This is a genomic window from Actinotalea sp. JY-7876 (assembly GCF_014042015.1).
Taxonomy (GTDB): Bacteria; Actinomycetota; Actinomycetes; order Actinomycetales; family Cellulomonadaceae; genus Actinotalea.
In genome coordinates, this window is sequence record NZ_CP059493.1 from 2,121,686 (window position 1) to 2,136,643 (window position 14,958).

The 14,958-nt window shown below is 72.9% G+C and carries 14 protein-coding genes; 7 read left to right on the plus strand and 7 right to left on the minus strand.

Annotation, left to right across the window (positions count from 1 at the left end; translation table 11 throughout):
* Nucleotide 1 precedes the first annotated feature (1 nt).
* On the minus strand, nucleotides 2-2,086 hold the full coding sequence (locus H2O74_RS09960) for an alkaline phosphatase family protein (protein WP_182111444.1): 2,085 nt from the start codon (nucleotides 2,084-2,086) through the stop codon (nucleotides 2-4).
* A 204-nt stretch (nucleotides 2,087-2,290) separates the two neighbouring features.
* On the opposite strand from H2O74_RS09960, the gene H2O74_RS09965 reads away from it, so the two are divergent.
* The 6 genes from H2O74_RS09965 to H2O74_RS09990 all read left to right on the plus strand — a co-directional run bounded on the left by H2O74_RS09965 (nucleotide 2,291) and on the right by H2O74_RS09990 (nucleotide 8,308).
* The gene (locus H2O74_RS09965) at nucleotides 2,291-3,325 is read left to right on the plus strand and encodes a LacI family DNA-binding transcriptional regulator (RefSeq protein WP_255491894.1); all 1,035 of its coding nucleotides are present in this window, start codon (nucleotides 2,291-2,293) and stop codon (nucleotides 3,323-3,325) included.
* A 105-nt stretch (nucleotides 3,326-3,430) separates the two neighbouring features.
* Complete coding sequence (locus H2O74_RS09970; RefSeq protein WP_182111445.1) at nucleotides 3,431-4,726, plus strand: extracellular solute-binding protein; 1,296 nt, start codon at nucleotides 3,431-3,433, stop codon at nucleotides 4,724-4,726.
* Between the two features lie 111 nt (nucleotides 4,727-4,837).
* Nucleotides 4,838-5,806 (plus strand): carbohydrate ABC transporter permease, encoded by a 969-nt coding sequence (locus H2O74_RS09975; protein ID WP_255491549.1) that lies wholly within the window; start codon nucleotides 4,838-4,840, stop codon nucleotides 5,804-5,806.
* A 1-nt stretch (nucleotide 5,807) separates the two neighbouring features.
* Nucleotides 5,808-6,692 (plus strand): carbohydrate ABC transporter permease, encoded by an 885-nt coding sequence (locus tag H2O74_RS09980; protein ID WP_182111446.1) that lies wholly within the window; start codon nucleotides 5,808-5,810, stop codon nucleotides 6,690-6,692.
* Nucleotides 6,693-6,695: 3 nt separating this feature from the next.
* Complete coding sequence (locus H2O74_RS09985; RefSeq protein WP_182111447.1) at nucleotides 6,696-7,631, plus strand: glycoside hydrolase family 68 protein; 936 nt, start codon at nucleotides 6,696-6,698, stop codon at nucleotides 7,629-7,631.
* Between the two features lie 107 nt (nucleotides 7,632-7,738).
* A complete protein-coding gene (locus H2O74_RS09990) occupies nucleotides 7,739-8,308 on the plus strand; it encodes a DUF308 domain-containing protein (protein ID WP_182111448.1) in 570 nt (189 codons plus the stop codon).
* Nucleotides 8,309-8,336: 28 nt separating this feature from the next.
* On the opposite strand, the gene H2O74_RS09995 is transcribed toward H2O74_RS09990, so the two are convergent.
* A complete protein-coding gene (locus H2O74_RS09995) occupies nucleotides 8,337-9,458 on the minus strand; it encodes a HoxN/HupN/NixA family nickel/cobalt transporter (protein WP_255491550.1) in 1,122 nt (373 codons plus the stop codon).
* Nucleotides 9,459-9,629: 171 nt separating this feature from the next.
* Here H2O74_RS09995 and H2O74_RS10000 point away from each other — a divergent pair, with 171 nt between their 5' ends.
* The gene (locus H2O74_RS10000) at nucleotides 9,630-10,130 is read left to right on the plus strand and encodes a Fur family transcriptional regulator (RefSeq protein ID WP_182111449.1); all 501 of its coding nucleotides are present in this window, start codon (nucleotides 9,630-9,632) and stop codon (nucleotides 10,128-10,130) included.
* Between the two features lie 83 nt (nucleotides 10,131-10,213).
* Here the strand turns inward: H2O74_RS10000 and fucO are convergent, their stop codons facing one another.
* The 5 genes from fucO to H2O74_RS10025 form a co-directional block, all read right to left on the minus strand.
* The gene (fucO, locus tag H2O74_RS10005) at nucleotides 10,214-11,365 is read right to left on the minus strand and encodes a lactaldehyde reductase (RefSeq protein ID WP_182111450.1); all 1,152 of its coding nucleotides are present in this window, start codon (nucleotides 11,363-11,365) and stop codon (nucleotides 10,214-10,216) included.
* Nucleotides 11,366-11,450: 85 nt separating this feature from the next.
* Nucleotides 11,451-12,401 (minus strand): DUF808 domain-containing protein, encoded by a 951-nt coding sequence (locus H2O74_RS10010; RefSeq protein ID WP_182111451.1) that lies wholly within the window; start codon nucleotides 12,399-12,401, stop codon nucleotides 11,451-11,453.
* A gap of 114 nt (nucleotides 12,402-12,515) precedes the next feature.
* On the minus strand, nucleotides 12,516-12,983 hold the full coding sequence (locus tag H2O74_RS10015) for a DUF664 domain-containing protein (RefSeq protein ID WP_182111452.1): 468 nt from the start codon (nucleotides 12,981-12,983) through the stop codon (nucleotides 12,516-12,518).
* 149 nt (nucleotides 12,984-13,132) lie between these two features.
* The gene (locus H2O74_RS10020) at nucleotides 13,133-14,506 is read right to left on the minus strand and encodes a polysaccharide lyase family 1 protein (protein WP_220457945.1); all 1,374 of its coding nucleotides are present in this window, start codon (nucleotides 14,504-14,506) and stop codon (nucleotides 13,133-13,135) included.
* Nucleotides 14,507-14,592: 86 nt separating this feature from the next.
* Nucleotides 14,593-14,889 carry a hypothetical protein gene (locus tag H2O74_RS10025; RefSeq protein ID WP_182111453.1) on the minus strand — a complete coding sequence of 99 codons (297 nt, stop codon included), beginning with the start codon at nucleotides 14,887-14,889 and terminating at the stop codon, nucleotides 14,593-14,595.
* Nucleotides 14,890-14,958 lie beyond the last annotated feature (69 nt).

Here is a 14,958-nt window from a genome sequence, read left to right on the forward strand (position 1 = left end):
CCTACCCCACCTCGTTCCCCGTCGTGCGGAGCCCGGCCGCCTCGAGCCAGCGCACGAGCTGGCGGTGGACGGCCTCGGCGCCGTGCAGCTCGCCGTCGTCGCGCGGCTCGAGCAGGTCCTGCGCCAGCGGCCACCGCGCGGGGTGCAGCAGGACGGCGTGGTTCTGGTCCCCGCCGAGGCCGCCGTGCGAGCCGACCAGCTCCTCGAAGGCGTGGACCTCGGCGGTCAGCGGGTCCACCGTCGAGTGCACGAGGACGTCGGGGGCCTCGTCCATCGACGCCACCCGCAGCAGGTCGCGCCGGGCGTGCGGGCCGAGGCCTGCCAGCGGGTCGGTGCCCGTCACGGTGCCGTCCCGCAGGACGTGGACGCCCGCCGCCGACAGCGCGAGCGGCCCACGTGGGCTGCGCACGACGAGGAGACCGACGCCGGGCTGGTCGAGGAGCCCCGGCACGAGCGCGGGGAAGCGCGCGCGGATCTCGTCGAGGTCCCATCGGCGCGCCGCGGGGAACCAGACCAGGCCCAGGCAGCCGGACGCGGCGACGACGAGGTCGAGCGGCCCCTCGTGCCCGCCGTCCGCGTCGTGCCCCGGCCGGTCCGTCGCGCCCCCGCCGGAGCGGCGGGCGTGCCGGTCGGCCAGTGACCGGGTGACCGCCGAGGCCGAGAGCACGTCGGCCAGCAGGGTGTTCAGCTGCCCCCAGCCCTCCACGTCACCCGTCGCGGCGACCGCGTCGGACTCGGCGACCGCCGTGAGCGAGCGCACCACGTCCTCCAGCGAGCGTCCGGCGAGCTGGCGGAACGTGGCGCCCTGCGACTGGCCGTGGTCGGACAGCACGACGAACCGGTAGTCGCGCGCCGCCGCCGGCAGGATCTCCTCCAGCGTCCCGAGCACCCGGTCGATGCCGGCGAGCGAGTCCAGCGACTCGCGTCGGGCCGGACCAGCGTGGTGCGCGATCTCGTCGTAGTCGACGAAGTTCACGTACACGACCGGCGCGCCCCGGACCATCTCCTCGGCGACGAGCGCGACGGTCAGGTGACGGACCATCGCGTTCGTCAGCCCGCGCAGCAGGACGTAGTCCCAGCCGCGGCGCGTGCGAGGGACGATGCCGCGGACCCGCTGCTGCCGCGCCTGGTAGAGCTCCTTGACCATCTCCCCGACCGTCGTCAGGGTCGCCCGGGCGAAGACGAACGGGCTCGCGAAGAAGCGCAGGTACGCCCCACCCGGGCCGAGGCCGCGCGGCCGCCCCGCCCGGCTCATCACCAGCAGGCTCGTGGGCGCGTCCCCCGTGAACAGGTTGCCGATGCTCACGCCGCCGTCGGCCAGCAGGCCCCGCCCGTCGGACAGGCGCTCCTCGATGAGCGCCGCGTCCGCCGGCCGGTTCGCGACGAGCAGCCGCCCCGCCCGCCGGTCGAACCAGCGGAAGGCCGGGATGCCCCGGTTGGTGCCGTGGAGCAGCCCGGCCTGGCTCGCGGGGGTCGTCGACGGCACGGCCGCCCACCACCGGCGCAGCACGTGGTCGCCGGAGCGGACCCACCGCGCCAGGGTGGGCAGGTCCCCGGACAGCACGCCCTGACGCAGCAGCGGGTAGGCCAGCCCGTCGACCTGCACGACGACGACCCCGGCCGGCCGCGCGGCCCCGGACGGCCGCGGAGCCCGGGAGCGCCGGCGGGCGCGCGCCACGAGGTCGGCGACGACGTACTCGTTGTCGCTGGCCGCCGTGAGCCAGCGCCCCACCGCCCCGAGCAGCGCGACGGTGACCAGCGTCCCGACGGCCGTGCCCACGCTGATGGCATCGCCCGTGACCAGCCGCAGGGCGAGCAGGACGGACGCCACCTGGACGGCGAGCCCCAGGAGCAGCGCGACGCTCGCTCCCCCGAGGCGCGCCAGCGGCCGCAGCACGGGACGGACGAGGGCGTCGACGAGCGCGACGACGCCGGCGGCGAGCAGCGCCCGCGCCAGCCCCAGGTCCAGGTCGTCCCACAGCGCGGCGGCGATCAGCAGGGCCACGGCCGTCGAGGCGAGCGACGCGACGGCCGAGGACAGGTCGCTCCCGCGGAGACCACGACGGCGTCGCCCGGGCTCGAGCATGGTGCCACCTCCTGGTCCGAGTCCGTCGGGGCACCGTGGCGGTCAGCCCCAGCCTGCCAGGGCACGCATGGTCCGCATCCCGAGCCCGGGACGGCCGTCCGGACCCGCGGGCGCCGCCCACGGCTGTCCGAGGGTTGACACGGCGGTGTGACACGGATCACACTCGAATGGTTGCTTAATCGGTTTAGCACGAGAAGGGTGACGATGGTGCGACGCGTCGGCATCAAGGACGTCGCACTCCACGCAGGGGTGTCCGCGGCCACCGTCTCGCTCGTCCTGAACGGCCGGGCGACGACCCGCATCCCCGCGACCACGCAGGACCGCGTGCGCGACGCCGCGCAGCACCTGGGGTACGCGCCGAACACCCTCGCCCGAGGGCTGCGCACGCGACGCACCCACACGATCGGCTTCCTCTCCGACCGCATCGCCACCACCCCGTACGCGGTGCGCATGATCGAGGCGGCCCAGGACGCGGCCCGCGAGAACGGGCACCTGCTGTTCCTCGTCAGCACGGGCGGCGACGCCACCGCCGAGCAGGACGCCGTGGAGACGCTGCGCGCCCACCAGGTCGACGGCTTCGTCTACGCCTGCATGTGGCACCGGGCCGTCACCGCCCCGCCCTGGATCCCCCGCGGGACCGTCTTCCTCGATGCCCGACCGGTCGAGGGCGGCTTTGCCGCGGTCGTCCCGGACGACCGCGGGGGCGCGGCCGCTGCGGTCCAGGAGCTCGTCGATGCGGGACACGTCCGGATCGCCTACCTCGACATCGACGAGGACCCGCTCCCCCTCGCGTCCGAGCTCCGGCTCGAGGGATACCTCGACGTGCTCACCCGGGCGGGGATCACGCCGGACCCCGCGCTGCACGTCCGGGGCACGTCGGACGCGGCCGGTGGCCGGGAGGCGGCGGACCGCCTGCTCGCCCTGCCCCCGGCCCGGCGCCCGACCGCGCTCTTCTGCTTCAACGACCGGCTGGCCATGGGCGCGTACGCCGCGGCGCGCCACCACGGCCTGGCCGTACCCGCAGACCTGTCGGTCGTCGGCTACGACGACCAGCAGCTCATCGCCGCGGAGCTGGACCCGCCCCTGACCACCGTCGCCCTTCCTCACCACGAGATGGGCCGGTGGGCGGTGGAGGTGCTGCTCGGCGTGCGAGACAGACCCGCGGACGGGGACGGCGTCGTCCTGATGCCGTGCCCGCTCATCCGTCGGGAATCGGTAGGCCCGCCGCCGGCCCGGTGACCGGGCCGACGGCGGGCGTGACACCACCCGAACGGGCGCCGGCCGGCGTCCGTCGAGCGGGGGATCTCGACCTTGCCCGTCGAGGTCCCCATGAAGGGAATCACGATGAGTCGCAAGTCCTTCACGGGGATGCTAGCCATCACCGCCGCCTCGGCCACCGCGCTGGCCGCATGCGGACAGGCAGGCCAGTCCGACGGCGGCGGTGACGGCGACGGCGGCACCACCGAGCTGACCATGTGGACCCACTCGGCCGGGAACCCGGCCGAGCTGGCCATCTACGAGCAGATCATCGGCGACTACAACGAGTCGCAGGACCGGTACGAGGTCGTCGTCGAGTCGTTCCCCCAGGGTGCGTACAACGACGCGGTCGTCGCGGGAGCCGCGGCCGGGGACCTGCCGTGCCTGCTCGACATGGACGGGCCGATCGTGCCCAACTGGGCGTGGGCCGGCTACATCCAGCCGCTCGACCTGGACCCCGCGATCACGGACGCGCTGCTGCCGACGGCGGTGGGTGAGTACCAGGACGAGGTCTACTCGGCGGGCTACTGGGACGCGGCGCTGTCCGTCTTCGCGCGCGGGTCGGTGCTGGAGGAGAACGGGATCCGCGTCCCGACCGTCGAGGAGCCGTGGACGCGGGAGGAGTTCGACGCCGCGCTCACCACGCTCCAGGGCGCGGGCTACGCCACCCCCCTCGACATCGGCGCGGAGGACGCCGGCGAGTGGTGGTCCTACGCCTACTCGCCGATGCTCCAGAGCGCCGGCGGAGACCTCATCGACCGCGAGTCGATGCTCACCGCCGAGGGTGCGCTCAACGGGCCCGAAGCCGTCGAGTTCTTCGAGTGGTTCCAGGGCCTCTTCGAGCGCGGCCTCGCGAGCAACGCCGGGACGATCGGCAACGAGGAGTTCAACAACGACGAGGTCGCCCTGAGCTACACGGGCGTGTGGAACGCGCTGGACTCGCTCGAGACGGTGGGTGAGGACCTGCTCATCCTCCCGCCGCCGGACCTCGGCGAGGGGCCGAAGATCGGCGGAGCGTCCTGGCAGTGGGGCATCTCGGCCGAGTGCGAGGCGAGCGAGGGGGCACGCGAGTACCTCGAGTTCAGCTTCGACCCGCAGTACATCGCCGCCTTCGCGGACGGCCAGGTGGTCATCCCCGCGACGGCCGAGGCCGAGGAGCTCTCCGAGATGTTCGGCGAGGGGGACCCGCTGCAGCCCTTCGTCGAGCTGTCCCAGCAGCTCGCGCTCGAGCGACCGCCCACACCGGCGTACCCGATCATCTCGAGCGTCTTCGAGCGGGCCGGCAAGGACATCATGAACGGCGCCGACGTCCAGGAGACGCTCGACCAGGCCGTCCAGGAGATCGACACCAACATCGAGTCCAACGACGGCTACGGCTTCTGAGCCGACCGTCCTGAACGGCGGTCGGGGCGGCGCGCCCCGGCCGGGCCGTGGCGACCGTGGCCGCGACCCGACGACGCGCCGCCCCGCCGAGCCGCCGGATCGGATGTCACCATGACTCTCCCCGCTCAGCAGATCACCCCGCACGCGCTGCCGGACGAGGCGGTCACCCAGGCGCTCACCGGCCGCAACCGCCGTCGCGCGCGCGCCGCCCGTCAGGGTCACCGCTCGGCCTACTGGATGGTCGCCCCGGCGACCCTCCTGCTCCTCCTCTTCCTGGTCGTGCCCGTGCTGCTCGCCTTCGGGCTCAGCTTCACGAACGCCCGGCTGATCTCGCCCAACCCGCCACGCTTCGTCGGCGGCGACAACTTCGTCCGGGCGTTCACGCAGGACCCGACGTTCCTCCGCTCGCTGGTCAACACCTTCATCTTCGCCGTCGTGGTGGTGCCCGTGCAGTCGGCGCTGGCGCTGGGGATGGCCGTCCTGGTCAACCGCAAGCTCCGTGGCGTGACGCTGTTCCGGATCATCTACTTCATCCCCGTGGTCACGTCGATCGTCGTGATCTCCGTGCTCTGGGAGTTCATGTACCAGCGCGACGGCCTCATCAACGCGCTGCTCTCGCGCGTGAGCGGCGGCGCCCTGGAGGGCGCCGACTGGCTCAACGACACCCGCACCGCACTCGGCGCGATCATCGTGCTCTCCATCTGGCAGGCCGTCGGCTTTCACATGATCATCTGGCTCTCCGGGCTGCAGACGATCCCCGAGGAGCTCTACGAGGCCGCCCGCATGGACGGCGCCAACGGGTGGCAGCAGTTCCGCAGCGTCACGTGGCCCGGCCTGCGCTCGACCATGGTCTTCATCCTCGTGACGATCACGATCCAGGCGCTCGGCCTGTTCGCCCAGATCGACGTCATGACCCAGGGCGGTCCCCTCGACACGACGACGACGCTCGTCTACCACGCGGTGCAGCAGGGCTACCGGCGCCAGGAGACCGGCTACGGCGCGGCGATCTCGTTGATCTTCTTCGTGATCGTGCTCGTCATCGCACTCGTCCAGCGCTGGCTCACCCGGGAGAAGGACTGACATGACCACGCACCGCACGTCGGCCTCACGCCGGCTCCTCAGCTACCTCCCGATGGTCCTGCTGGCCGTCTTCTTCCTCTTCCCGCTCGTGTTCATGCTGGTCTCCAGCCTCAAGCCGGACGCGCAGATCCTCTCCGACATCGACTCGCCGCAGGCCTTCCTGCCGACCGGGGACATCAGCCTGGCGAACTACGCGGGCGTCTTCGAGCGCGTCCCGGTGGCCCGGTTCCTCGCGAACTCGGTCCTCGTGACGGTCCTGATCGTCGGCCTGGGCCTCGTCGTCAACAGCATGGCGGGGTTCGCGCTGTCCCGGCTCGAGTGGAGCGGCCGCAAGCTCGTCCTGATCCTGATCATCGCGACGCTGATCGTGCCCTTCGAGACGATCGCCATCCCGCTCGTCTACTGGGTCTCGAAGCTGCCGACCATCGTGTTCGAGAACGGCCTGCCGATGTACGACTTCGGCTGGCTGAACTCCTACCACGTGCAGATCGTGCCGTTCATCGCCAACGCGTTCTCGATCTTCCTGTTCACGCAGTACTTCTCCACCATCCCGCCGTCCCTCGACGAGGCGGCGCGCATCGACGGCGCCGGCTGGTTCACCATCTACCGGCGGATCATCGTCCCGCTCTCCGGTCCCGCCTTCGCGACCGTCGCGATCCTCACCTTCCTGCCGGCGTGGAACCAGTACCTGTGGCCGCTCATGGTCGTCCAGCAGGAGGAGCTGCGGCCGGTCATGGTGGGGGTGCAGTACTTCTTCCAGATCAACCCGGCCTGGGGCGAGGTGATGGCCTACACCTCGCTCATCACCCTGCCGGTGCTCGTGATGTTCCTCGCCTTCCAGCGGGCGTTCGTCAGCAGCATCGCCTCCAGCGGTGTGAAGGGCTGAGCCGTGGCGCTCCGGCTCCCCGACCACTGGGTGTGGGACAGCTGGCAGACGCACGACGGGGGGTACCACCACCTGTTCTTCCTGCGTGCCAGCCGGGCCCTGCACGACCCGGACCGACGCCACCTGCGTGCGTCGATCGGCCACGCCCGGTCCACGGACCTGCGCACGTGGGAGCTGGTGCCGGACGCGCTCGTCGCGGCCGACTCCCCCGCGTGGGACGACCAGGCCACGTGGACCGGATCGGTGGTCCGGGCGCCGGACGGCTCCTGGCGCCTGTTCTACACGGGCGTGAGCCGGGCCGACGGCGGGGTGGTCCAGCGCATCGGCGCGGCCCGGTCGCAGGACCTGGTGACCTGGCACCGCGTCCCGGGTCCGCTCACCGAGGCCGACGGACGCTGGTACGAGAAGTACGACGGCGAGGCCTGGTTCGACGAGGCGTGGCGGGACCCCTGGGTCCTGGCGGACCCGGACGGCGACGGCTGGCACATGCTCGTCACGGCCCGGGCGCGCGCCGGGCCACCGGCGGGCCGCAGCGTCATCGGGCACGCGACGAGCCCGGACCTGGACACGTGGACCGTGCGGCCGCCGCTGTCGGAACCCGCGGGGTTCGGCCAGCTCGAGGTCCCCCAGGTGGTCGAGGTGGACGGCATGGCGTTCCTGCTCTTCTGCTGCTGGCCCGCGCACATGGCCCCCGAGCGCCGGGCCACCTGGCCGGGCGGCGGGATGTGGTGCGCCCCGGGCAGGAGCCTGCTCGGGCCGTGGGACCTGGACCGTGCGCGGACGTTCGACCACCCCAGCCTCTACGCGGCGCGCCTGGTGCGCGACGGACCGGGCTGGGCGCTGATCGGGTTCCGGGACCTCGAGGACGGGCGGTTCGTGGGCGAGATCACCGACCCGCTCCCGGTGGTGCGCGACGGGGACACGCTCCGGCTCGCCTGACGGCACCGGCGCGCCCGTGCGCCTCCACGCTCGGACCGGTCGCCCGATGCCGTGCCGCGTCGTAGCGTGGCGGTCACGAGCGACCGGCCGAGCGGGAGGCGACGCGCATGAGCACACCCACCGGGGACCGCCGACGACTGGGCTGGGACCTCGTCCTGGGTGTCCTCCTGGTCGCGGTCGGTCTCGTGGTCCTCCTGCACACCCTGATCGCCGCGCAGGTCTCCGTGCGCCTGCTGGCGTGGGCCACGCTCCTCTCGGGCGCGCTCGCGATCGCGGCCGCCCTCGTGCGCATCGGCCGCGGCGGCTTCTGGTCCACGTCGTTGAGCGGCGCGCTGCTCCTGGTCCTCGGGCTCGTGTTCTTCCGGCAGGCGGACGCCAGCGCGTTCACCCTCACCCTGGTCGCGGGCGCGATGTTCCTCGCGATCGGGATCACCCGGCTGATCGCCGCCGTCGAGAACGACGCCTTCCGCTGGGTCCTGGCGCTCGGCGGGCTCCTGTCCACCGTGCTCGGCCTGATCGTGGTCCTCGACCTCGTCGACGCGACCTTCGGCCTGCTCGGCGTGCTGGTCGGGGTGCAGACGCTCGTCGACGGCTTCTGCCTGCTGCTGCTGGGACGGCCCCGCGACCGCCGGCCCCGCGGCGAGCGTCAGGCGGCCGCGGCGTCGCCGCGCGACTGAGCACGACGTCGCGCGGTCACTCGGGCGGTCACTCGGCGGGCCGCCCGGACCGCAGCCCGGCGGTCCAGCGCTCCTCGATGCGGCCGAAGTGCCAGACCGCGAGCGCCACCACCCACGCGACGACGAACAGGCCGACGACGACGTAGCCGACCATGCCGAGGTCGAGCCCACCGACCCACGCGACGGGGCCGCTCGTGATCGCGAGCTTCTCCGCGAAGATCGAGACCACCTCGATCCCCCCGATCAGCAGGGCGACCGCGACGGACAGGCCCGTGATCGCGATGTTGTAGTAGACCTTGCGGACCGGCTTGGAGAACGCCCAGCCGTAGGCGAAGTTCATGAAGCACCCGTCGATGGAGTCGAGCAGGCTCATCCCCGCCGCGAAGAGCACCGGCAGCGTGATGATCGCGTACCAGGGCAGCTCGAACGCCGCCGCACCCCCGGCCAGCACGAGCAGCGAGACCTCGGTCGCGGTGTCGAAGCCCAGGCCGAAGAGCAGCCCGACCGGGTACATGTGCCACGGCTTGGTCACGGCCTTCGTCACGCGCGGCAGCAGGCGGTTGATGACACCGCGGTTGTCGAGCTGACGCTCGAGGGCGGCCTCGTCGTAGACCCCGCGGCGCATCGCGCGGAACACCTGCAGGATCTGCCGCAGCACGACGAGGTTGATGATGCCGATCGCCAGGAGGAACACGGCCGACACCGTGATGCCGATGAGGCCGGTGGTCTGCTGCAGGGCGGAGGAGTCGTCCTCGACCTGCCCGGCGAGCGCCCTGACACCCAGGGCGAGCAGGACGCAGAGCCCGAAGACGATGCTCGAGTGCCCGAGGGAGAACCAGAACCCGACGGAGACCGGCCGCCTGCCCTCCGCCATGAGCTTGCGCGTGGTGTTGTCGATCGCCGCGATGTGGTCGGCGTCGAAAGCGTGCCGCATCCCCAGGGTGTAGGCCGTCAGGCCGAGGCCGACGCCGAAGACCGTGGTCGAGTCGACCCGGTACTGCGCCGGCGCGACGACGAGCAGGAGCAGCCCCCAGCCGATGACGTGGAGCGCGGCCACGACACCGGTCATCGCCCCGATCGAGGCCCACTCCCCCCGCGTGAGGCGCGGGACGCGGCGCTTGGCCTGGGCGGGACGGGACGACGTCGTCATGGCAACCCCCTGGAGTGGTGTGCACCCGCGGGGGCCGGGTACCTGCTAGGCCACGGTAACGCGACTCTGTCGCGGCTGCACCCCTGCCGGCGCTGACCCGTCCGCACTAGGCTGGCGGTGCCGTGGCCACGGGGCCCGGCACCTCGCGCCGGCCGGACGATGAGGTGAGGCATGACGAGCGACGAGGCGACGTCGGGCCACACGCCGGACGATGCGGCGACCACCGTCGCCCGGGTGCGCGCGATGCTCCGCGCCCGCGGCGAGCGCATGACGCGGCCGCGCCGCGCCGTCCTGACGGTGCTGTCGCGAGCCGACGGCCACCTCGGGGCCGAGGAGATCCTCGGCGCCGTCGCGCAGGAGGACCCCACCGTCCACCGCGCGACCGTCTACCGCACCCTCGAGGCGCTCGCCGCGCTCGGCGTCGTCCAGCACGTCCACGTGCGGCGCACGGGGACGGCCTACCACCTGGCCCGCGAGGCCCACCTGCACGCGGAGTGCCAGCGCTGCGGCGTCGTGCAGGACCTGCCCGCCGCTCTGCTGGACGACGTCGCCCGCGTCGTCGACCGAGAGCACGGGTTCGCCCTCGCCGCGACCCATGTGGCGCTGTCCGGCGTCTGCCGCCAGTGCCGCACCGACCCGACGGGCCCGGCGGGTCCCGCCGGTCACCGGTAGGTGGCACCAGGCCGAGCGAGACGACATCGAGCGAGACGACATCGAGACGCTGCGGGGGGTGGTACGAGCGCCGGGCGGGGGGATCAGAGGATCGAGCGGTACAGCTCCTCGATCTCGGCCACGCTCGCCGGACGCGGGTTGCCGCCGGCGCACACGTCGTCGGACGCGGCCTGCGCGAGCGCGGGCAGGTCGGCCTCGGTCGCGCCGACGTCCCGGACGGACCTGGGGTTGCCCAGGTCCGTGGTGAGCGTGGCGACCGCCTCGACCGCCGCCGCGCGCGCGGCCTCGAGCGGCATCGTCGCCGCGTCCTCGACGCCGAACGCCGCCGCGATGTCGCGGTACTTCTCCCCCGTGTGCTCGGCGTTGAACGCCATCACGGGCGCGAGCAGGATCCCGTTGGCCACGCCGTGCGGCGCCTCGTAGAACGCGCCCAGCGGGTGCGCCATCGCGTGCACGAGTCCCAGCCCCACGTTCGAGTAGCCCATGCCCGCGACGTACTGGGCGAGCGCCATGCGCTCGGCGGCCGCGTCGTCGCCGTCGGCGGCCGCGCGCAACGAGGCGGCGATGAGCTGGATGGCCTTGAGGTGGAACAGGTCGGACAGCTCCCACGCGCCCAGGGTCGTGTAGCCCTCGATGGCGTGGGTCAGGGCGTCCAGCCCGGTCGCGACCTTCAGCGCGCGCGGCGCGCCGGCCATCATGTCGGAGTCCACGACGGCCAGGACCGGGATCGCGTGCGGGTCGAAGCAGACGAACTTTCGGCGCCGCTCGGGGTCCGTGATGACGTAGTTGATCGTCGTCTCGGACGCGGTGCCGGCCGTCGTCGGCACCGCGACGATCGGCACGGACGGGTTCGCGGTCGCGGCGCCACCCTCGAGGGACCGCACGTCGGCGAACTCTGGGTTGGCCACGACGATGCCGATTGCCTTGCACGTGTCCTGCGGCGAACCGCCGCCCACGGCGACCAGCACGTCGGCGTGGGACGCCCGGAACGCCGCCACGCCCGCCTGGACGTTGGCGATGGGCGGGTTGGGCAGGACGTCGGAGAAGACCTCGTAGGGGAAGGACGCGGCGTCGAGCAGGTCGGTCACCCGCGCGGTGACCCCCGCGTCGACCAGCGCCCGGTCGCTCACCACCAGGGCCTTGCTGAAGCCCCGGCCCACGAGCTCCCCCGGTATCACCGAGATCGACCCCGCGCCGAAGTGCGCCGTCTGGTTCCAGATCATCCGATGCGCCATCGCACTCGCCCCCTGCCGTCCAGGGTAGGTCGCCGGCAGTCGCACCGCGCGGCGGTGCCGTGCGGGCGTCACGGCCCGCGGGGCGTCAGTGAGCGGCCGTGGCGCCCTTGCGCCGCGGGATGACGTGCATGATCGCGACGACGACCGCCCCCACGACGACGCCGATGAGCGCGGACGCGAGCGTGTTGACGAGCCAGGCCAGGAACCCGCCGATACCGCCGACGTCGTGCACGGCCTCCTCGGCGTGGTGCACGAGGTCGTACAGCGCGTGCCAGCCGAGCTCGTCGACGCCGACGAGCAGGATGTGCCCGCCGACCCAGAGCATCGCCGCGATCCCCACCGTGGAGAGCAGGGCCAGCACCTTGGGCATGCCCTTGACCAGGAGCCGGCCCGCCGTCGCGACGGCGCCCTGGCGGGTCTGCGCGAGCCGCAGGCCGATGTCGTCCATCTTGACGATCAGCGCGACGACGCCGTAGACGAGCGCCGTGATCGCGAGCGCGACGACGACGAGGATCACGGCGCGCGAGACGAACGGCTCGTCCGCCACCTCGTTGAGCGCGATGACCATGATCTCCGCCGACAGGATGAAGTCCGTCTTGATGGCGCCGTTGGTCATCGTCTTCTCGACGTCCTGCCCCTGCAGGGGCGCCGGCACGGCGGCCTTCTTCTCCTTGCCGTGCCCGGTGAGGACCTCGTAGAGCTTCTCCGCCCCCTCGAACGCCAGGTAGGTGCCGCCGAGCATGAGTATGGGAGTGAGGAGCCAGGGCAGGAACTGGCTCAGCAGCAGGATCGCCGGGAGGATGAAGAGCAGCTTGTTGCGCAGCGAGCCGACGGCGATCCGCTTGATCATCGGCAGCTCGCGGTTCGGCGTGAAGCCGGTGACGTAGCGGGGGGTCACCGCCGTGTCGTCGATGACCACGCCGATGGCCTTCGAGCTCGCGCGTCCCGCCGCGGCGGCGACGTCGTCCACCGAGGCGGCGGCGATCTTCGCCAGCGCGGCGATGTCGTCGAGCAGTGCGGCCAGACCACCAGGCATGAGCTCTCCCTCGTTCTCACCGCACGACCGTCGGTCGCGTCTGCGGCGCGCCACCGCAGGTGGCACCCCGGAACGTTAGGCCCTCCCAGGCACCCGCGCGCGCCCGTCTCGCGGTCAGGGCCGGGCGTGTCGCGCCAGCAGCACGTCGCGCGTGAGCTCGAGCTGGCCGTGGTGCTGGGCCAGCTCCTCGACCGCGTGGAGGATCGCGCCGCCGCGCGTCGTGGGCCAGTCGCGGCGCGGCCTACCCGTCGGCAGGGCGAACGGCGCGGTGCCGTCCACGCCGCGCACATCCTCGGCGAGGCGCTCACGGGCGGCCTCCAGCCGCGCCACGAGCTCGTCGACGCGGCCCGCTGCGCGGAACTCGGCGTCCCGGTCGCGCGCGACGTCGCGTCCGGCGACCAGGCGCCCGACCCAGTGGTCGAGCACGCCGAGGCAGTGCGTGGCGATGGCGAACGGCGTGTTCGCTCCGGGCAGGTCCGGCGCGCGGTTGGCGAGGTCGTCCCCGAGGCTCTCGAGGATCTGCGCGATGCCCGCGAGCGCCCGGTCGGCGGCGGTGATCAGGTCGTCGTCGTCGAGGTGCATGGCCCCACCCTGGCACCCCGTCCAATGCCCCCACGTCACCACGCCCCCGGCCCCCGCGGAGCGTCGTGCGGCGACACCCCGGCGTGTCGCGGCACGACGCTCCACTCGGGGGTCGGCGTCCCGGGTCAAGCGGCGCGGTCAGTCGCGGGTCAGCGCAGGACGCCCGCGCCCGCCTCGCGCCGTACGTGCGCCGGGACCGCCGGCGTGGGCTGGACCCGGTCGTGGAGCTCGGGGACCCAGCCGGCGTCCGTGCCGAGCGGCGCCTCCGGGTGGGCGGCGTTGTACCGGGCGAGCGCGTCGACCCACCGGGTGCCGATGCGGGTCCCGACCTCCGTCATGGCGGTGCCGCCGTAGGCGCCGACGACGGTGGCGACGTCGGTCCCGGGCGCGAGGTCGAGGTAGTTGTTCTCGACGTAGAGCTGCGACTCGCGCCCCACACCCCAGAAGTACGTGAAGCCCTCCGCCTTCGTCTGGGTGTACAGGTTGTTGTAGACGTGCACCTGGCCGTACCGCACGCGCGGCGCGCGCTGGCCGACGTCGACGAAGTGGTTGTGGTGCAGCGTCACGCGCAGCGTGCCCCTGTCCTGGGTCCGGCTGTCCGAGGACCCGATGAGCATCGTCTTGTCGTGCTCGCCGAAGACGTTGTAGGAGACCGTCACCAGGTCCGAGCTGTGCGTGATGTCGAGCAGCCCGTCGTGCACCTCGTACGGCCGACCGTGCACGGTCTCCAGCGCCGACGGCGGGACCGCACCCGAGTCGAGCGTGGTGTGGTCGATCCAGACGTGCGTCGAGGTCCAGACCGAGATGTTGTCGTAGCGCGAGTTCCAGTTGCCGGCCGCGGTGTCGCCCGGGTCCCACTCGGGGAAGCAGTCGGTCGAGTCCGAGACGGTCAGGTTCCGGACGATCACGTCGTCGGCGTCGCGGATCCGCAGGTTGGCACCGACGACCCGGGCGTCGTCACCGACACCGACCACGGTGGTCCGGGAGCCGATGTGCTGCTGCGTCTGCGCCGCCTGCACCGCGGCGGCGGCGTCCTGGCGGGCCTGGAGCGCCTCCACCTCGGCGGGCGGCAGCCTCCACTCCCAGGCCTGCGCGTCGAAGGCTGCCACGTACTCGTCCTGGTCGAAGCCGCTCGCCTGCTCGAACGTCTCGCACGTCGCGAGCGTCCCGTCCGGCTGCTCGTACGCGTTCAGCTCGCCGTGGACGTAGACGATCCGGGGCGTCTGGTTGGTCCGGGCGTCGGCGCCCCCGAGAGCGTCGCGGAACTCCTGCCACGTGTCGACGTGGAAGACGTGCTCGTCGCTCGCGGCGGAACCCCCGCTCGTGCCGCCGTCGGCGGCCGCCCAGCCGTCCTGCGCGCCGAGCACCTCGCGGCCGAGGTCGGTCCGGCCCGTGCCGTGACCGTGCCCGCCGCCGTGCGGATGGCCGTTCCCGTGCGGATGGCCGTTGCTCGCCGCCGCCGGCGTGCCCGCCAGCAGCATCGCGACCGTCGCGCCGACGACGACGCCCGTCCGTGCCCTCATCGTGCCTCCCGTGGCGCCCCGTCGACACTGACGGAAAGCGCTCTCCGCACGCTAGGTGAGGCGCGCGACGACGTCAAGGGTGCGCGTCACGCCCAGCCGGAGCCGCTCTCGAGCGGCTCGCACTCGGTCTCGCACCTGCCCGCGCTGCAGGGCCTGCCCTTGGCCGCCGTGCAGATCTCCTCGCTCGGGAACCACATCGTGGCCAGCCAGTGGTCGTCCGACTCGTCGTAGCGGCAGTGGACGTCGGGTTCCGGGTACGCCGACCGGCACGCCTCCTCGGTCGCGAAGGTGGGGTGCCCCTGCGGGCTGCACGCGGTGACGAGGACGAGCACGAGGGCTGCCGTGGCCGGGGCCGCGCGCCGGACCCTCGGACGTCGTCGCACGGCGCCTCCCTGCCCTGCGCGGCCGGTGCGGCCGCCGTCAAGCGTCATGCTCGTCCCCGGGGGACGTGC